Source organism: Uniformispora flossi (assembly GCF_049534875.1).
Lineage (GTDB): Bacteria > Actinomycetota > Actinomycetes > Streptomycetales > Streptomycetaceae > Yinghuangia > Yinghuangia aomiensis.
In genome coordinates this window covers 336,253-353,497 of record NZ_JBMULZ010000004.1, presented here as the reverse complement: position 1 = coordinate 353,497, position 17,245 = coordinate 336,253, and the positions used below count along the sequence as shown (strand labels likewise).

16 protein-coding genes are annotated in these 17,245 nt (G+C 72.4%); 14 read left to right on the top strand and 2 right to left on the bottom strand.

Annotation, left to right across the window (positions count from 1 at the left end; genetic code table 11):
* Window positions 1-14: 14 nt before the first annotated feature.
* The 3 genes from ACPA54_RS11480 to ccsB all read left to right on the top strand — a co-directional run bounded on the left by ACPA54_RS11480 (window position 15) and on the right by ccsB (window position 3,596).
* A complete protein-coding gene (locus ACPA54_RS11480; RefSeq protein WP_423528999.1) occupies window positions 15-734 on the top strand; it encodes a cytochrome c biogenesis CcdA family protein in 720 nt (239 codons plus the stop codon).
* Window positions 735-738: 4 nt separating this feature from the next.
* Window positions 739-2,484 (top strand): cytochrome c biogenesis protein ResB, encoded by a 1,746-nt coding sequence (gene resB / locus ACPA54_RS11475; protein ID WP_423528630.1) that lies wholly within the window; start codon window positions 739-741, stop codon window positions 2,482-2,484.
* A 71-nt stretch (window positions 2,485-2,555) separates the two neighbouring features.
* Window positions 2,556-3,596 (top strand): c-type cytochrome biogenesis protein CcsB, encoded by a 1,041-nt coding sequence (gene ccsB, locus ACPA54_RS11470; protein ID WP_423528997.1) that lies wholly within the window; start codon window positions 2,556-2,558, stop codon window positions 3,594-3,596.
* Between the two features lie 55 nt (window positions 3,597-3,651).
* Here the strand turns inward: ccsB and ACPA54_RS11465 are convergent, their stop codons facing one another.
* On the bottom strand, window positions 3,652-4,179 hold the full coding sequence (locus tag ACPA54_RS11465; protein WP_423528628.1) for a hypothetical protein: 528 nt from the start codon (window positions 4,177-4,179) through the stop codon (window positions 3,652-3,654).
* Window positions 4,180-4,351: 172 nt separating this feature from the next.
* Between ACPA54_RS11465 and ACPA54_RS11460 the strand changes: the two genes are divergently transcribed.
* The 4 genes from ACPA54_RS11460 (at window position 4,352) to ACPA54_RS11445 (ending at window position 7,675) form a co-directional block, all read left to right on the top strand.
* A complete protein-coding gene (locus ACPA54_RS11460; protein WP_423528626.1) occupies window positions 4,352-5,623 on the top strand; it encodes a sensor histidine kinase in 1,272 nt (423 codons plus the stop codon).
* A complete protein-coding gene (locus ACPA54_RS11455) occupies window positions 5,611-6,261 on the top strand; it encodes a response regulator (RefSeq protein WP_423528624.1) in 651 nt (216 codons plus the stop codon). Before ACPA54_RS11460 ends, ACPA54_RS11455 begins: the two co-directional genes overlap by 13 nt.
* Before the next feature lie 60 nt (window positions 6,262-6,321).
* Window positions 6,322-6,978, top strand: a complete 657-nt coding sequence (locus ACPA54_RS11450) for an HAD family hydrolase (protein WP_423528622.1) — start codon at window positions 6,322-6,324, stop codon at window positions 6,976-6,978.
* 79 nt (window positions 6,979-7,057) lie between these two features.
* On the top strand, window positions 7,058-7,675 hold the full coding sequence (locus tag ACPA54_RS11445) for a hypothetical protein (protein WP_423528620.1): 618 nt from the start codon (window positions 7,058-7,060) through the stop codon (window positions 7,673-7,675).
* Window positions 7,676-7,899: 224 nt separating this feature from the next.
* On the opposite strand, the gene ACPA54_RS11440 is transcribed toward ACPA54_RS11445, so the two are convergent.
* Window positions 7,900-9,696 (bottom strand): N-acyl-D-amino-acid deacylase family protein, encoded by a 1,797-nt coding sequence (locus tag ACPA54_RS11440; RefSeq protein WP_423528618.1) that lies wholly within the window; start codon window positions 9,694-9,696, stop codon window positions 7,900-7,902.
* Between the two features lie 134 nt (window positions 9,697-9,830).
* Between ACPA54_RS11440 and ACPA54_RS11435 the strand changes: the two genes are divergently transcribed.
* The 7 genes from ACPA54_RS11435 to ACPA54_RS11405 all read left to right on the top strand — a co-directional run bounded on the left by ACPA54_RS11435 (window position 9,831) and on the right by ACPA54_RS11405 (window position 17,193).
* Window positions 9,831-10,724, top strand: a complete 894-nt coding sequence (locus ACPA54_RS11435; RefSeq protein ID WP_423528616.1) for an IclR family transcriptional regulator — start codon at window positions 9,831-9,833, stop codon at window positions 10,722-10,724.
* 72 nt (window positions 10,725-10,796) lie between these two features.
* Window positions 10,797-11,384: a SigE family RNA polymerase sigma factor gene (locus ACPA54_RS11430; protein ID WP_423528615.1), complete on the top strand. Its 588-nt coding sequence runs from the start codon at window positions 10,797-10,799 to the stop codon at window positions 11,382-11,384.
* Window positions 11,381-12,262 carry a hypothetical protein gene (locus ACPA54_RS11425; protein ID WP_423528613.1) on the top strand — a complete coding sequence of 294 codons (882 nt, stop codon included), beginning with the start codon at window positions 11,381-11,383 and terminating at the stop codon, window positions 12,260-12,262. The genes ACPA54_RS11430 and ACPA54_RS11425 overlap by 4 nt, the downstream gene beginning before the upstream one ends.
* Before the next feature lie 104 nt (window positions 12,263-12,366).
* Window positions 12,367-13,374, top strand: a complete 1,008-nt coding sequence (locus ACPA54_RS11420) for a hypothetical protein (protein ID WP_423528612.1) — start codon at window positions 12,367-12,369, stop codon at window positions 13,372-13,374.
* Window positions 13,371-14,951, top strand: coding sequence for a Tat pathway signal protein (locus tag ACPA54_RS11415; RefSeq protein WP_423528610.1), 1,581 nt, complete (start codon window positions 13,371-13,373; stop codon window positions 14,949-14,951). The genes ACPA54_RS11420 and ACPA54_RS11415 overlap by 4 nt, the downstream gene beginning before the upstream one ends.
* A gap of 359 nt (window positions 14,952-15,310) precedes the next feature.
* The gene (locus ACPA54_RS11410) at window positions 15,311-15,967 is read left to right on the top strand and encodes an ABC transporter ATP-binding protein (RefSeq protein ID WP_423528608.1); all 657 of its coding nucleotides are present in this window, start codon (window positions 15,311-15,313) and stop codon (window positions 15,965-15,967) included.
* Window positions 15,964-17,193, top strand: coding sequence for an ABC transporter permease (locus ACPA54_RS11405; protein WP_423528606.1), 1,230 nt, complete (start codon window positions 15,964-15,966; stop codon window positions 17,191-17,193). Before ACPA54_RS11410 ends, ACPA54_RS11405 begins: the two co-directional genes overlap by 4 nt.
* Window positions 17,194-17,245: the final 52 nt, after the last annotated feature.

Sequence of the window (17,245 nt, the reverse complement as noted above, 5' to 3'; positions counted from 1 at the left end):
AGAACTCCACGATCATGAGCGGGTCGCTCCTGCTCGCCATACCGCTGGCGCTGTTCGCCGGGCTGGTCTCGTTCTTCTCGCCGTGCGTGCTGCCGCTGGTGCCCGGCTACCTCTCGTACGTCACGGGCGTGTCCGGCGCCGACCTGAAAGACGCCGCCCGCGGCCGGCTGGTCGCCGGCGTGCTGCTGTTCATGCTCGGCTTCACCGCCGTGTTCGTGTCCATGGGCGCCGCGTTCGGGTTCTTCGGCAACACCCTGCTCGACCACCAGAAGCTGCTCACCCGCATATTCGGTGGTGTCACGATCGTGCTGGGCCTGTCCTTCATGGGCGTCCTCCCCGGCATGCAACGCGAGTTCCGCATCCACAAGAGGCCGACGCTCGGCCTGATCGGCGCGCCCGTCCTCGGCGTGCTGTTCGGGCTCGGGTGGACGCCCTGCATCGGGCCGACGCTCGGCTCGGTGCTCTTCCTGTCGTACAACGAGGCCAGTGCGAACCGCGGCGCCGTGCTGACGGTGGCGTACTGTCTTGGTCTCGGCGTGCCGTTCCTCGTGGCGGCGCTCGCCTTTCGCAAGGCGCTCGGCGCGTTCGCCTGGGTCAAGCGGCACTACGTCTGGGTGATGCGGCTCGGCGGCGGACTCCTGGTCTCTCTTGGCCTGCTCATGGTCACCGGGGTGTGGGACCACATCATCCGCCAGATGCAGACCTGGGTCAGTGATTATCAGATCGGAATCTGACGCCGTGACAATCGAGACACACTCCGGCAAACCGCACAGCGAACCACCCCCCGGGACGGGAGAGTCCGCGGAGCGGGTGCCCCCTGCCGCGGACGCGGTGGACGTGCAGCACGCGGACGCCGGCATGTCCACGGCGCCGCGCGCGGACCACGACGACATCGTCCAGCCGAAGCTCGGCCCGGGCGGCTGGGCGCGCTGGGCGTGGCGGCAGCTGACCTCGATGCGGGTCGCGCTGATCCTGCTGCTGTTCCTGTCGCTCGCGGCGATCCCCGGATCGCTGATCCCGCAGCGGCCGGTCAGTCCGATCAAGGTCAACCAGATGTTCCGCGACCATCCGACGCGGGCGAAGATCTACGACAAGCTCGACTTGTTCAACGTCTTCGGCTCGTGGTGGTTCGCGGCGATCTACCTGCTGCTGTTCGTCTCGCTCGTCGGCTGCATCGTGCCGCGCGCGTGGGCGCACGCCAAGGTGCTGCGCGGCCGCCCGCCGAAGGCGCCGCGCAACATGGACCGGCTGCCCGCGTATGCGAGCTGGGAGACCGACGCCGCGCCGGACGCGGTGCTGGAGGCGGCCCGCGCCACGCTCAAGGGGCGCCGCTTCCGGCTTTCCCCGTCGGCCGATTCGGTCGCCGCGGAGAAGGGCTATCTGCGCGAGACCGGCAACCTGATCTTCCACGTCGCGCTGGTCTTCGTGCTGCTCGCGTTCCTGCTCGGCACCGTCTACAAGGGCTCCGGCAACAAGATCCTCGTCGAAGGCGGCAACGAGGGCTTCGCGAACAGCCTCACCCAGTACGACGACTTCCAGTCCGGCCCCTGGTTCGACACCAAGAACATGGAGCCGTTCGGTTTCAAGCTGACCAAGCTCGACCAGACCTTCGAGCGCCTGGGCACGCAGCGCGGCGCCGCCCGCGGCTTCGAGGCCACCATCTCGTACTGGCAGGGCGACCCGGACAGCGCGACGAAGTCCGGCAAGATCAAGGTCAACGAGCCGCTCACCATCGGCGGCACCCGGGTGTACCTGCTGGCCACCGGCTACGCGCCGGACGTGACGGTCACCGACGCCAAGGGCAAGGTCGCGTTCAGCGGCCCCGTGGTGTTCCTCCCCCAGGACGGCAACCGCACCTCGACCGGCGTCATCAAGGTCCCGGACGTGAGCAAGGATCTCCAGCAGATCGGCTTCGACGGCATCTTCACGCCGACCACGGCCGTCGACGCGGTGCGCGGCTGGCACTCGATCTTCCCGGCGCTGGACGACCCGTCGCTGATCATCACCGCGTTCCACGGCAGCCTCGGCGTCGACGCGGGCGTGCCGCAGTCGATCTACCGGCTCGACACCGACCGCATGGAGCAGTACAAGAAGGCGGACGGGCAGCCCTGGGCGGTCGGCATGCGCCCCGGCGACGTGCAGACGCTGCCGGACGGCACCCAGATCCGCTTCAACGGCGTGAAGCCGTGGGCGAACTTCCAGGTCAGCAAGGAGCCCGGCAAGGAACTCGCGCTGTACAGCGTGGGCGCCGCCATCGTGGGCCTGGTGCTGTCGCTGTTCATCCGCCGCCGCCGCATGTGGGTGCGTGCGGTCGCCGGACCCGACGGGCGTACCGTCGTGGAGGTCGCCGGACTGACCCGTACCGAAGGGGGCGGTCTGGGACAAGAGGTGCAGGCTCTCGTGGACGATCTGCGGGCTTCGGCACCTGTCGCGGAAACTGCCGACGCCGCGGGCGCCGACACGACGAAGAAGGACGAGGAATAGGCGTGCCCCCGAACGGTACTGGCGCGGTAGACGCCGTCAACGAGAATCTGGCGCACCTCAGCAACTGGTTCATGTACTCGGCGATCGCCGTGTACGTGCTGGCGTTCTTCGCCTTCTGCGCCGAGTGGGTCTTCGGCGGCCGCAGCCGCGTCGCCCGGCAGTCCGCCGCGCTCACCGCGGCGCGGACCGCCGTGGCCGCACCCGCTCCGGCGGTCGTCGAGGCGGCCGCGGAAGGCGGCGGCGGTGTGGCCCTCGCCACCCGCCCGGTGGTCGTGGTGCGCGGCGGCGGGCACGACAGCGACGCCGCGGACGACCGGGGCGATGTGACGGGCGGCGACGAACGCTCGGACCGGTTCGGCCGGATCGCCGTCGCGCTCACCGTCGTGGCGTTCCTCATGCACTTCGGCACGATCCTCACCCGCGGCCTCGCGGTGAAGCGGGCGCCGTGGGGCAACATGTACGAGTTCTCCACCGCGGTCGCGCTGATGGCCGTGGCGGCGTTCCTCGTCACGCTGATGCTGCGCCCGGTGCGGTGGCTCGGCCTGTTCGTGGTGCTGCCGGTCATGTGCACGCTGGGCCTGGCGGTCGGCGTGCTCTACACCGACAGCCAGCAACTGGTGCCGGCGCTGCACTCGTACTGGCTGTGGATCCATGTGTCGACGGCGATCGTGTCGTTCGGGGCGCTGCACATCGGTGCGCTCGCGTCGCTGCTGTTCCTGTTCAAGGACGGCTACGAGACCCGGATGAAGGCGGCGCAGCCGGTGCGCCGCAAGTGGGACACCATGATGGAGCGGCTGCCGGCGTCGGTGTCGCTGGACAAGACCGCGTACCGGGTCAATGCGCTGATCTTCCCGCTGTGGACGTTCGCGGTGGTCGCGGGGGCGATCTGGGCCGAGGTCGCGTGGGGCCGCTACTGGGGCTGGGACCCCAAGGAGACCTGGTCGTTCATCACCTGGGTCGCGTACGCGGCGTACCTGCACGCGCGGGCGACCGGCGGGTGGAAGGGACGCAACGCGGCGTACCTGTCGCTGGTGGCGTTCTCGTGCTTCCTGGTGAACTACTACGTGGTGAACATCTTCGTGAACGGGTTGCACTCCTACTCGGGCGTGTAAGCGACTGAAGGGGGTGCGCGAAGGCCGGGTCCCGACGGGGGCCCGGCCTTCGTGTCTAGGGCTTCGGAGTGTTCGGGGTGTGGGCCCGCAGGGCGAGCCGTGCGCACAGTGCGGCCAGGGGGAGTTCGACGAGGACGGCCATGGCGACGGCGGCGGCGAGTTCGCCGCCCGCGGGTGCGGTGGTGGTGTCGAACCAGGCGTCCGCGACGAGCAGGGCGGCGGTCGCGGCGGCGGCCGGGGCGTGGCGTGCGTCGCCGCGGGCCGCGAGCGTTCCGGTGGTGAGCAGGCAGGCGGCTTCGAGTGCGTCGAGGCCGACCCAGGCGGCCCTCCAGTGCGCTGCTTCGGCGGTGGGCGGCAGCGTGGTCGCGAGGACGACCAGCCAGGGCAGCAGGGCGAGACCGGACGCGACGAGCAGCCGCGCGGTGCGGGGACTGCCGCGGACCTTCTTGCGGGCGGAACGGGGCAGGTGTTGCGCTTCGGGCCGCGGTGCGACGCGGGCCGTCCACGTGCGGGCGGTGCGGCAGACCGGCTCGAAGGTGCTCGCCTTCGTGGGGGCCGGCCGCTCGGTCAGGTAGTGCGTCATGGTCGTGCTCCGTTCTCCGCGTCGGTGTTCGTGGGTGGGCCTCCACGATCCGCCGCGGACCCGGGCCGGGTCAGTCACGCAGGTATCCGAACCGGGGGTGCAGAAAAGTGCACCCCCGGCCGGGGGCAGGCGTCCTGTTCGTGGGGCCGGAATCCGGCTCTAGCGTGGGGACATGCGCATCTGGAGGTGGTTGCGGCCGTTTCTGCGGAGGCACTTTCGGGGGGCTTCCCGGGCCACGGCCTTCCATGCTCTGGGGGTGGGGATCCAGAGCGGGCTGCTGCTCGTGGCCGCCCTGCCCTGGCTGTGGTTCGTGCCGGTCTCCACGCCCGCGGTGGTCACGTGCGTGCTGTACTCGGCGGGCGTGCTGGTACTGAGCGGTCCGCTGCTGAGCCGGGCGCAGCGGGCCCGGTTCCGGGCCCGGCTCGGCGTGGACGTCCCCGCCCCGACGGGGTTGGCGGAACGGCCCGGAACGCGCGGCATCGCGGGGTGGCTGCGCTCCGCGGCGGGCCGCCGGCAGTTGCGCTACCACCTGCTGGTCGGCCCGCTGTCCGGGGTCGGCAGCCTTGCGGTACTCGCGTTGTGGGTCGCGGGCGGTGCGGCGGCAGGTGTCTACCTGTGGTTCTGGACGCTGCCGCTGGGGTGGCGGGTGGACCACCGGGGCTACTCGACGCTGTCCGCGTACACCACCGTCGTCGGCGTTGCGCTGCTGTGCTTGACCGCGTGGCTGGCCAAGGCACTTGCGCAGCTCGACACGCGTGCCGCGCGGGCGTTGCTCGGACCGAGCCGCGAGGAGGAGTTGGCCCGCCGGGTGGCGGACCTCGCGGAGAGCCGGGCCGGCGTCGTGGATGCGGCGGACGCGGAACGGCGGCGTATCGAAAGGGACTTGCACGACGGTGCGCAGCAGCGGCTGGTGGCGTTGGCGGTCAACCTCGGGATCGCCAAGGCCACGCTCGGTGACATGCCGGACGACGTCCGCAAAGTGATCGACGAGGCGCACCGCGAGGCGAAGGAAGCGATCGCCGAACTGCACAGCCTGGTCCGGGGGTTGCATCCGGCGGTGCTGGAGGACCGCGGACTCGACGCGGCGTTGTCCGGTATCGCGGCGCGCCTGCCGATACCGGTGCGGGTCGCCGTGGATCTGCCGGAACGTCCGGCGCCGACGCTGGAAGCGGTTGCGTACTTCGTGGTCTCGGAGGCGCTGACGAACGTGGTCAAGCACGCGCGGGCGACCCGGGCGGAGGTGGAGGTCGGGCGGATCGGGAAGACTCTGCGTGTGGTCGTCTCGGACGACGGCGTGGGCGGCGCCGACTTGGCGGCCGTCACGGTCGGTACGGGTCTTGCCGGGCTGGCCAAGCGCGTGGCGTCCGTGGACGGCACGCTGTCCTGCCGAAGCCCGGTCGGGGGCCCGACCGTCGTCACCGTGGAGCTGCCGTGCGCGCCGTGATCGCCGAAGACTCCGTCCTGCTGCGGATCGGCGTGGTCAAGGTCCTGGAGATGGCGGGCTTTCAGGTCCGTGCGGAACTGGCGGACGCCGAGGGACTGCTGGCGGCGGTGGAGGAGCACCGTCCGGAGCTGGCGGTGGTCGACGTCCGCATGCCGCCGGGATTCACCGACGAGGGTGTGCGGGCCGCGCTGGTGATCCGGCAGCAGTTCCCGGACACCGCCGTCCTGCTGCTGTCGCAGTACGTGGAGGAGCGGTACGCGGCCGACCTGCTCGCCGCCCACACCACGGGTGTCGGCTACCTGCTCAAACAACGGGTGGCCGATGTGGAGGAGTTCGCCGCGGCGGCCCGCCGGGTGGCGGCCGGCGGCACGGCCCTCGACCCGCAGGTCGTCGCGCAACTCCTCGTCCGCCGCCACAGCGACCCCCTCGACCGGCTGACGCCGCGGGAACGCGAGGTCCTGGAACTGATGGCCGGCGGCCGTTCGAACTCCGGCATCGCCACCGAACTCGTCTTGAGCGAAAGCGCGGTCGCCAAGCACATCAACAGCATCTTCACCAAGCTGGATCTTCCGCGGGCGGACGCGGACCACCGCCGGGTGCTCGCGGTGCTGCGGTTCTTGGGGGTGGCCGGGGCGTAGGAGGGCTCTCCACCAACTAATCGGAGGCGGAGCCGCGTTGCTCCGGTCCATGCTGGGCGCATGCTGCTGCTGGTGGATCTCGACAACACCCTCGTCGACCGCGACCGGGCTTTCCGCGACGCGGTTGCCGCGTTCCTCGCCGAGCATGCGTTGCCGGTCGGCGATCTCGCGTGGGCGTTGGGCGTCGACGCGGGCGGCTCGACGTCGCGTCCGGACGTGGCCGCGGCGCTGACGGGGCGGTACGGCGCGAGGGTTCCCGAGGCCGCGATCCGCGGGCTGGTCGACGGCGGTGCCGCCCGCCGTGTCGTGCTGGCGGACGCCGCCCGCGATGCTCTGTCGGCGGCGCGCGAGCAGGGTTGGGCGTGTGTGATCGTCACCAACGGCCGTACTGTGCAGCAGGAAACGAAGATTCGTCGGACGGGTCTCGATCGCCTGGTGGACGGCTGGGTGGTGTCGGAGGCCGTAGGCGCGGCCAAGCCGGACCCGGAGATCTTCCGGGCCGCCGCAGCCCTGGTCGGGGCTTCTCCGTACGAGCACACCTGGGTCGTGGGTGACTCGCCGCAGGCCGATATCGCGGGCGCGTACGCCTTCGGCGCCCTGAGCGTCTGGATCGCGAACGGCCGTGCCTGGACGGAAGCTTCGTACCGTCCTACCCACACCGCGCCCGACGTGGCCGCGGCGATCCGCCACGTCCTCCGGTCCGGTACGCAAGGGTAGCGCCGGAAGAGGGAATTCCCCGTCGCGATCTGTCCGATTTGCCGGTGTACTGGGGGTTCGGCTGATCGGGGGTGATGTCATGGGGAATCCGGGATTGCGGCGGGCTCGGCGGCGGCGGATGGCCTTGGCGGTGCTGCCGGTTCCGGTTGCGGTGGCGATGGCCGGGGGCGGGGCGTGGTTGCGGGCGGAGACGAGCGTCGGCGGGTGGGCGCTGCTGTCCTGGGTGCCGGTCCTGGGGATCCTGCTGTGGACGAGCACGGTGCCGCGGCGCACGGCCGTGGCATTCGTGACGTTCTTCTCGGCCTTCGTCGCCGTCGCGGCCGCCGACCGGGCGGTGGAGCACCACGCGTTTCGTGGACGCGCAGAGGCGGCGTCCTGCCTGGTCCGCGATGTCGACCGGCGTGAGGTGTATTCGACGTCCACGGACGCCAACGGCAATACGACCTCGCACTGGGACGTCTCTTACGTCTACGACTTGGCGTGTGACGGCGGCCGTCCGGCGTCGATGACACTCGGCCACCGGCCGGCCGACAAGGGGGAGCGGTTGGAAGTTGCCTACGACCCCAAGGGGCGGTTGGACCCGCGACCTGTGGACGACGTCTCCGACGGCGGGACCGCGCTGTGGGTGTGCATCGCCTGCACCGGCGCGACGGTGTTGCTCCGCGGCATCGACGTGTTCGCGGACCGGCGGCGCTGAAAGCCGCAAGGACGCCTACGCCGGCCCGCCCGGCCGGGTACGCACCGAAGTGCCGGTTGCCCGATCAGGCTTCGGGCGGCGCGGCTGCCGCCGGGAACGTGGACGGCGGTGCGGCACCGTCGTGACGATGCCGCACCGCCGAATGCGCTGTTCGGAAAGCTATTCCGCGAAGCGGCTGCTCCCGTGGCCTGGCCGGAAGCGCAGGCCGGTCGGTGCCTGGGCCATCAGCGGGCGCCGCGGACCAGGCGGCCCGGGCGGGCGCCGGTGTCCTGGCCGTTGCGGCGGGTGACCTCACCGGCCACGACGGTGGCGGTGTAGCCCGTCGCGTCCTGCAGCATGCGGCCGCCGCCGGCCGGCAGGTCGCGGACCATGCGGGGGCGGTGCAGGGTCAGGTTGTCGAGGTCGATGACGTTGAGGTCGGCGCGCTTGCCGACTTCGAGCGTCCCGCGGTCGCCGAGGCCGTAGAGGGCCGCGGTGTCGGCGGTCTGCTTCTTGACGACGAACTCCAGCGGGAGCTGCTCGCCGCGGTGGCGGTCGCGGGCCCAGTGGGTGAGCAGGTAGGTCGGCTGGGAGGCGTCGCAGATCATCGCGCAGTGCGCGCCGCCGTCGGCGAGGCCGAAGACGCTGGCCGGGTGGGTCAGCATCTCGCGGATCGCCTCGTGGTCGCCGCCCGCGTAGTTGAACAGCGGGACGGTGAGCATGGCCTTCCCGCCGTCCTCCAGCATCAGGTCGTACACGGTCTCCAGGACGTCCTGGCCGCGGTCCGCCGCGATCGCCGTCACCGTGCGGTCGGGCGTCGGCTCGTAGTCCGGCACCGCCGCCATCGGGTAGGTCATGCCGACCAGGCGCTGCAGGGCCATGTTGACCGAGTCGCCGGGGATCGTCGCGTCGGACGGCTCGTCGGTCTCGGCGAGGATCGCCGCGCGGACGTCCGGCTTGGCGAGTTCCGCGGCGAACGCGGCGTCGGTCAGCTCGCCGGCCGCGCGGCGGGCCTCCAGGGCGAGGAACGTCGGCCGCTTGCTGAAGTGGTTGCGGGTGGTGAAGCCCGTGAGCATGCCGAACGGCCGGCCCGCGACCTGCGGGTACAGCGGAATCCCGGCCTCCAGTGCCTTCTTCGACTCCTCCATCAGCTCGCGCCACAGCTCGGGCGCGGACATGACCTGGAGGAGCGCGAACGACACCGGCATACCGATCTCCTCGGCGAGGCGCTTCATCCACGCGACCTCGGCCGGCGGCGCGACGATGTCCTCGCCCGACGAGCCGGTCGGTGCGAGTTCGAAGACGGCGCGGCCGCCCGCGGCCATCGCGCGGCCCAGGCCGAAGAGTTCGTCCTCCGCGGCGAAGGTGCCCGGCACGGGCTCGCCGCCCATCGCGCGGTGCGCGACGGTGCGGGAGGTCGAGAAGCCGAGCGCGCCCGCCTCGACGGCCTCCTTGACGATCACCGCCATGGCCTCGATGTCCTCGGCCGTGGCGGGCTCGTTGCGGGCCCCGCGCTCGCCCATCGCGTAGGCGCGGACCGGGCCGTGCGCGACCTGCACGCCGATGTCGGCCGAGAAGTGGCGCTGTTCGAGGACGTCCAGGTACTCGGGGAAGGTCTCCCACCCCCAGGTCATGCCCTCGGCGAGTGCCGTGCCGGGGATGTCTTCGACGCCTTCCATGAGGCGGATCAGCCACGCCTCGCTGCCGGGGCGGACCGGGGCGAAGCCGACGCCGCAGTTGCCGGCCACGATGGTGGTGACGCCGTGCGACGTCGACGGGTCGAGCAGCTCGTCCCACGTCGCCTGGCCGTCGTAGTGGGCGTGGATGTCGACGAAGCCGGGCGTGACGATCTGCCCTGCCGCGTCGATGGTCTCCGCCGCCGTGCCGGGCAGCCCGGGCTCGCCCGGCTCGTGCCGGTGCAGCGCCGCGATGAGGCCGTCCTTGATGCCGATGTCGCCGGTGAACCGGTCGGCACCCGTGCCGTCCACGATCACCGCATCGACGATCTTGAGGTCGTAGTCCTGGCCGCCCGTGCTTCCCATGTGCAAACCCCTTCCCGCGCGCGGGATATGAGCAGGCATCAGGCCGTGCTCGCTGCCCGGAAGGTACGTCTTCGCATTGTGCGAGTCAATATTCGCACTATGCAAAAAGATCGTCCCGGGGTACCGTCGCGGTCGTGACCCGACCCTCTCCGCAGACCGAACGCCTGGTCGCCATCGTGGACGCCATCGCCGAGCGCCCCGAGGACGGGCTGACGCTGTCCGAAGTGGCCCGACACCTCGCGGTCACGCCCGCGACCTGCCATCCCATGCTGGTCAGCCTCACCGGCCTCGGCTGGCTGGTGCGCCACCCGGTGCGGCGCACCTACCGGCTCGGCCCGGCGCTGGTCACCGTCGGACGCGCCGCGTCCCGCGGCCTGGGCGTCGTCGACCTCGTCCGCCCCGGCATGGAACGCCTGCGCGACGACCTCGGCCTCGGCTGCATCGCGCTGACCCCCGGCGAAGCGCACGTGACGGTCGCCGAAGTGGTGCGCGGCGAGTCCGCCAGCGAACCGCGGGTCCGGGTCGGCGACCAGATCCCCATCGCCCCGCCGCTCGGCGTCGGCTACGTCGGCTGGGCCGACCCGCCCACCCTGCGGCGCTGGCTCGACGCGGTCACCGGCGACCCCGCGCAGCGCGCCCGCCACGAAGCCGCCGTGCAGGCCTCCCGGGCGCGCGGCTACGCCGTCGAACTCGCCACCGCCGTCGACACCGAACTCGGCCGCACGCTCGCCGCGTTGGACGAGCAGCTCGACGTCGGCGGCCCGGCCGCCGCACGACTGCGCACGCTCATGGAGGAGATCGCCGCCGAACTCGGCGAGACCGGCCAGGACCCGGTCGTCGACCTGGACCCCGCCCACGAATACCGCCTCGGCCGTATCGGTGCGGGCGTCCTCGACCCGGCCGGCGACGTTGCCCTGGTGCTCGTGCTGCACGGCTTCCCGCCGCGCGTCCCGGGCGCGCGCGTCGCGGAGATCGGGGAACGGCTGGCGGCGGTCGCCCGCGAGGTATCGGCCAAGCTCGCCCCCTGACCGAACCCATGTGGCGCAAGTCACAGGGGTGTTGCCGACAACCGCAGACGGCTCCGATTCCGTTCAAGAGGCGTGCGGTACTGGAGACGATCTCGGCAAGCGGAACTCGACGAGGATTTCCGCGAGTGGGCCACGGCCCGGCAGGCGCATCTGCGCCGGTCGGCCTATCTGCTCTGCCGCGACTGGCACTTGGCCGAAGACCTGACGCAGACCACGCTGGCGAAGCTGTACGCGGTCTGGCACCGGGTCCGCGACAGCGAGAAGCGTGAGGCGTACGCGCGCCGCACGCTGTACCGCAGCTTCATCGACGAGACCCGGCGCGGCTACCGGCGCGAATACGTGGCCGACCAGATACCCGAGGTCGCCGCACCGGCACCCGACAGCGATCTGCGCATGGCGCTGCTCGACGCCGTCGGGCACCTGCCGCCGCGGGCCCGTGCGGTGATCGTGCTGCGCTTCTGGGAGGACCAGAGCGTCGAAGCGACCGCCGCCGCGCTCGGCTGCACGGCGGGCACGGTCAAAAGCCAGACCTCGCGCGGCCTCGCGACGCTGCGTCAACGACTCGGCGCCGACGACGCATTCGCGGACCGGCTGGCGGCTTACAGCGGACCCGGCCGACGGACCGGGAGCACCACGACACGGACGGGAGGCGCTCGGTGACGGGCCACGGGAACGGCGACCGGGCGCAGGAAGACCTGCTGCGCCGGGCGCTCACGGACGCGATGGACGGGACCGCCGGGCCGGAACCCGGCATGCCCGACCTGCTGGGACCGGCGATGGCCGAGGGAACCCGGATCCGCCGACGGCGGCGCGCCACGCTGCTTGTCGCGCTGTCCACGGCAGCGGTGCTGATCGGGGGCGGGGTCGCCGGGGGGTTGGTGTATGCCGGGCGGGATTCCGGGAAGACGGATCGGGTGCCCGTTGCGGGGCAGCCCCCCGGGCGACCGTCCGGCGCGGCACTGGCCGACCTGCTCGACGGCTATTTCGCCCCCAAGGGATGGTCGGTGAACCCCACGCCGATCGAGGTGCGGACCGACGCCCAAGGCGGCAAGACCGTCAAGGTCCTGGTGCGGGACGCCGAACGGCGCACCGGCGTCCTGGAGGTTTCGGTGGCACGGATGAAGCAGCCACTGGACCCCGGCCAGACCCTCGCAACGGAATGCGGGATGCTCCGGAAGCTGGACCCGACAGGGCCGGAGTCGGGCGCGCACGTGCCTACGTTCTGCGAGTTCGTCGCAGGAAAAGACGAACGGACGCCGGCGTGGGACATGCTGATGAAACGGGTCTCGGATGCGATTCCGGCACGCTACGGCACCGTCCGGGTCGGGCCGAATGCGGAGATCGCCCGGGTCTGGATGCTCGCCGACCGCCAGCCCGCATCCCCGTCTCCGAACGCGCTGTACGCCGAAAGCGCGACGCTGACCCGGATCAGCGCCGACAAGAACCTCGCCGACGTCGTCAACGCCATCCCGGACACCCCGGTGATCCCCGTGCACGGCGACAAACCTTCGGCGGACTCGTCCGCCTCGACGACCTGAGCTGATCCGCGGCCGCTCCCGGCCCGCCCCTCCGCTTTCCTCTCCGCGCCCGGCCGGCCATGCCGCCGCCGGGTGATCCCCCCATGCCTACGACAGCAAGGTTGATGATGATTCGTCCATATTCGGCATACGGTGTTTCCGCCGCGGCGCTGGCCGCGCTCCTGGTGCTCGCCGGGTGCTCTTCGGGCTCCGACGACAAGAAATCCACCGATCCGGCCGCGTCGGTGGACTCCGCGTCCGGCGGCGGATCCGGCCCGGCGGGCGCCGAAAAGCCCGGCGCCGACGGCAGCCTGGCAATCCCCGCCGACGCCGACGACGAGACCAAGAAGCAGTACATGGTCACCAACGCCGTGGCCGAGTGCATGAAGAAAGCCGGGTTCACGTACGTCCCGTTCGTGCTCACGCCGACTCCGGCGAACCGCGACGACAACGACCGCGACTACGCCTCCGCCCGCAAGATCCGCGAGAAGTACGGCTTCGGAGCCTTCGCCCCCGACGTCTACCCCAACGACCCTCAGGTCCCCGGCTCGAAGACCGCGGTGGCCGAGGACCCGAACACGGCGACCTTCCAGGCCCTGCCGCAGGATCGCAAGGACGCCTGGAACGCGGCGATGATGGGCAGCACCGATCCGGCGAAGATGAAGCAGGCGATGGCGGACGGCGGAGGCTGCCTGGGTACGGCGCAGACCAAGGTCTACGGCGACAAGGGCAAGTCCAAAGCCGACGCCGAAGCGGCGTCGGAAGCCGCCCGGCGCAACCGGCTCAACCTCAACGGCGACCCGGAACTCGCCCGACTCGCCCAAGGGTTCGCGTCATGCCTGCGCGGCAAGGGCTACCCGGTGGAGACCACGGCGGTGACCGAGATCCGCAACGCCGAGCGGTTCGTGTGGATGGGCAAGGCCGCGCAGCTGAACCAGAACCGGCCGCAGCCCGCGGATGTGGACCAACCGGCGAGGCCGCAGAGCGGTCCGACGCTCGACCCCGCCACCGCCCGCACCATGCTCACCCAGGAAATCCAGGCGGCCTTGGCCGACTTGGACTGCGGCCGCGACTTCCGCGCCGCCTACTACCCGAAGTTCGACAAGGCGCCCGGTGCCGAGGGGGCCGGGTGAACAAGCCGCGCCGTACGCTCGCGCTGATCCTCGGCGCCGTCGTCCTGGTGGGCGCCGGGGGCTGGTACGCGGGACAGCAGGTGCAGTCCCCGGCCGAGGCCGCCGCCGCCCACCAGGCGCCGCCCGCTTCGCTGATCACCGTCCAGGTCGAGTCCCGCGTCCTGACGAACAGCGTGGTCACGCACGGCACGGTCTCCTTCGAATCCCCGATGCCCGTCAGCCTGTCCGGCGCGGTCGGCACGGCCTCGCCCGGCGGCAGTACGGGCGACGCCGGGGGCGGCCCGCAGCGCGTCACCCGGGCGCCCGGCGCGGGCGCGTCGGTCGCCGAAGGCACGGTGTTCATGGAGGTGTCCGGGCGCCCGGTGTTCGTGCTGCGCGGTGCCGTGCCGATGTACCGGACGCTCGGCCCCGGCACCAAGGGCGCCGACGTCAAGCAACTCAACGAGGCCCTCAAGCGCGTCGGCTTCGACCCGGGCACCAGCGGGGAGTCGTTCACGAACGGCACCGCGACGGCGCTCAAGAACTGGTACCGGGCGCGGGGTTACGACGCCAAGGAGCCGGGGGCGGAGGACCGGCACCGGCTCGCGACGCTGGAACAGGCGGTGCAGGCCGCCACGGATGCGCTGACGCAGGCGCGGAGCGCGCAGCGGACGCCGTCCGCCGGCTCGCCGGGATCGACACCGAGCGGCGGCACCGGAAGCAGCACCGGAAGTACCGGCGGTTCCGGCGGTTCCGGCGGTTCGGGCGGTGACGGCGGAAAGAGCGGGGGCGCCGCGGGAAGTACCGGAGGCGCGGGGGGATCGCCGCCGGTGGATCCGGCGTCGCTGCGCCGGCAAATCGCCAACGCCGAGAAGGCGTTGCAGCTGGCCCAGCAGGATCTGACGGACTTCAAGGCCACCTACGGGACTTCGCTGCCCGTCGGCGAACTGGTGTTCGTCGCCTCGTTGCCGGTGCGGGTCGACCAAGTCGACGTCCGTCCCGGCGACACCCCGTCGGGCCCGGTCGCGACCGTGACCGGGACGGGCGTGCGCATCCAGACGACCGTGCCGGGGGTGGACGCACAACTGCTCAAGCCGGGCATGGCCGTCGTCCTGGAGGACGAAGCGGGCGGCTCGCGGCAGACCGGCAAAGTCGAGGCGCTCGGCGCGGGAGCGGAGACCCCGGCACCCGGGGCCGGGCAGAACGGCCAGAGCGGTCGGAACGGCGGCTCCGCGAGCGGTTCCGGCGGCGCCGGGCCGACGCCGGGCGGCGGAGGAGACGCGGCGGGAGCACCCGGCGCGCCCGTGCCGGTGCGGATCGTGCCGGACGACACCTCGGCGCTGAGCACGCGGGCCGGGACGTCGCTGCGCGTGACCGTCGAAGTCGGCTCGACGGGCACCCCGGTGCTCGCCGTTCCGGTGGCCGCCGTCTACACCGGCGCCGACGGCCAAGCCCGCGTCAAAGTGCAGCGCGGCAACGGCAAGGTCGACACCGTCGCGGTGGCGCTCGGTCTTGCGGCGGGCGGCTTCGTCGCGGTGAACCCGGCGGCGGGGCAGCAGTTGGCGGCGGGGGACCGCGTTGTGGTGGGGGAGAAGTGAGGGACGGAACCGGAACGGCCAGGCACGGCGGACCCGGGGACGGGCCGGGGCACGGGGACGACGCGGCGACGCGGGCGGGCCGAGACCCCGGACACGACCGCGGGGATCGCGCGACCCGCGGACTCGACGCAGGCCGCGCCACCGCAAGTTCCGCCACGGGGGCGGAAGTCGACCCCCCTGTGCCGCCCTTGCTGCCGGCCGAAACGCCTTCCGCGGTGCGGCACCCGGCGAGCGACGTCACCGTCCCTGCTCCGCCGACGGCCGGTGACCCGGATCGCCTGGCCCGGCCGTCGCCCCGGAGCCTGCCGGACGAAGCCGCCGCTCGTCCTCCACTCATCGAATTCGCCGCCGTCAGCCGCGTGTTCGACGCCGATCCGCCCGTGTACGCGCTACGGGACGTGTCGTTGACCGTGCCGCGCGGCGCCTACACCGCGGTGACCGGGCCGTCCGGGTCCGGCAAGTCGACGCTGCTCGGGCTGCTCGGGCTGCTCGACCGGCCGACGTCCGGCTCGTACCGGCTCGACGGTCGCGAGACCGCCGCCCTCCCGGAGCGCGAACGCGCCGCGCTGCGGGCCGGAGCGATCGGGTTCGTGTTCCAGGCGTTCCACCTGCTGCCGTACCGCACCACCGAGGAGAACGTCATGCTCGCCGAGGTCTACCGCCCCCGCGGCGCCCCCGCGCTGCCGCGCCGCGGACGGCGGGACCGCGCCCGCGAGGCGCTGGACCGCGTCGGGCTCGGCCACCGCACCGGATTCCGGCCCGACCGGCTCTCCGGCGGCGAACGGCAGCGCGTCGCCATCGCCCGCGCGCTGCTCGGCGGCCCGGACCTGCTGCTGTGCGACGAACCGACCGGAAACCTGGACGGCGAGAACACCGGCGTCGTCCTCGACCTGCTCGACGACCTCCACCGGCAAGGCCTCACCCTGATGGTGATCACCCACGAGGAGACCGTCGCGGCCCGCGCGGAACGCCGGATCCGGATCGCCGACGGCCGCGTCGACGGGACCGCCCGGTGAAGCGGACCGCGGGCGGAACACGGATCGGCCGCGGCGACCTCGTCGACGAATCCCTCGCCGCGGTACTCGCCCGGCCGTGGCGCGCCGCCCTCACCACCCTCGGCACCGTCCTGGGCATCGCCACGCTGGTCGTCACCCTCGGCATCGCGGCCACCGCCGGAAACCGCATCGTCGGCCGGTTCGACCAACTCACCGCCACCACCGTCACCATCACCCCCGCCGAGGCCGCCGACCAGGTCCCCGGCCTCGGGCCGCTCATCGGCTGGGACGCCCCCGAGCGGCTCGCCCGCCTCAACGGCACCGTCGCCGCGGTCGCGCTCGCCGAGGCGGCACCCGGCAACGTGCCGCAGGTCCGCGCAAACGCGATCCAGGACCCGTCCACGGTCTCCGCCCGCGCGCTCGGCGTGGCCGCCGCCACCGTCGGCCTCCCCGAAGCCCTGCGCGGCCGCGTCATCGCGGGACGGTTCTACGACGCGGGCAACATCGCCCGGCACGACCGGGTCGCCGTCCTCGGCGAAGAAGCCGCCCGCCAACTCGGCATCACCCGCCTCGACGACGCCCCCGCCGTCTTCGTCGGCAGCGAACCCTTCACGGTCATCGGCATCGTCGGCGACTTCCGCCGCGAACAGGCCTTCGCCGCCGCCGTGATCGTCCCGCCCACGACGGCCGCCGACCGGCTCGGCCTGACCGGCGTCGGCCGCGTCGTCGTCGACACCGAACTCGGCGCCGCCGGGCTGATCGCCCGCCAGGCACCGACCGCCCTCAACCCCGGCCGCACCGCCGAATTCCGCGTCGCGGCGCCACCCGGCCTGGAACGCGCCCGCGGCGCCGTCCAGGACGACGTCAACGGCATGTTCCTGGTCCTCGGCCTGCTGTGCCTCGTCGTGGGCGCGGTCGGGATCGCCAACGTCACCCTCGTCGGCGTCATGCAGCGCATCGGCGAAATCGGCCTGCGCCGCGCCCTCGGCGCCGCCCGCCGCCACATCGCCGCCCAGTTCCTCGTCGAATCCGCCGTCCTCGGCCTCATCGGCGGCATCGTCGGCGCCGCGGCCGGGGTGGTCACCGTGATCGGGGTGTGCGTGGCGAAGGACTGGACCCCGGTCCTCGACCTGGGCCTGGTCGTCGCTGCCCCGGCCGCGGGCGTGGCGGTGGGACTGCTGGCGGGGGCGTACCCGGCCTGGCGCGCGGCCCGCCTGGAACCGTTGGAGGCGCTGCGCGGGGCGTGAGGGACACGGGGGGCGCGAGGTCGGATTGTGGACAGGACCCGCGCGGCAGGGC

Bases quoted from the DNA above. Each gene is read 5' to 3' on its own strand.
- ACPA54_RS11480 (WP_423528999.1), top strand. From the start codon at position 15: ATGAGCGGGTCGCTCCTGCTCGCCATACCGCTGGCGCTGTTCGCCGGG.
- ccsB (WP_423528997.1), top strand. From the start codon at position 2,556: ATGTACTCGGCGATCGCCGTGTACGTGCTGGCGTTCTTCGCCTTCTGC.
- ACPA54_RS11465 (WP_423528628.1), bottom strand. From the start codon at position 4,179: ATGACGCACTACCTGACCGAGCGGCCGGCCCCCACGAAGGCGAGCACC.
- ACPA54_RS11460 (WP_423528626.1), top strand. From the start codon at position 4,352: ATGCGCATCTGGAGGTGGTTGCGGCCGTTTCTGCGGAGGCACTTTCGG.
- ACPA54_RS11450 (WP_423528622.1), top strand. From the start codon at position 6,322: ATGCTGCTGCTGGTGGATCTCGACAACACCCTCGTCGACCGCGACCGG.
- ACPA54_RS11445 (WP_423528620.1), top strand. From the start codon at position 7,058: ATGGGGAATCCGGGATTGCGGCGGGCTCGGCGGCGGCGGATGGCCTTG.
- ACPA54_RS11440 (WP_423528618.1), bottom strand. From the start codon at position 9,696: ATGGGAAGCACGGGCGGCCAGGACTACGACCTCAAGATCGTCGATGCG.
- ACPA54_RS11420 (WP_423528612.1), top strand. From the start codon at position 12,367: ATGATGATTCGTCCATATTCGGCATACGGTGTTTCCGCCGCGGCGCTG.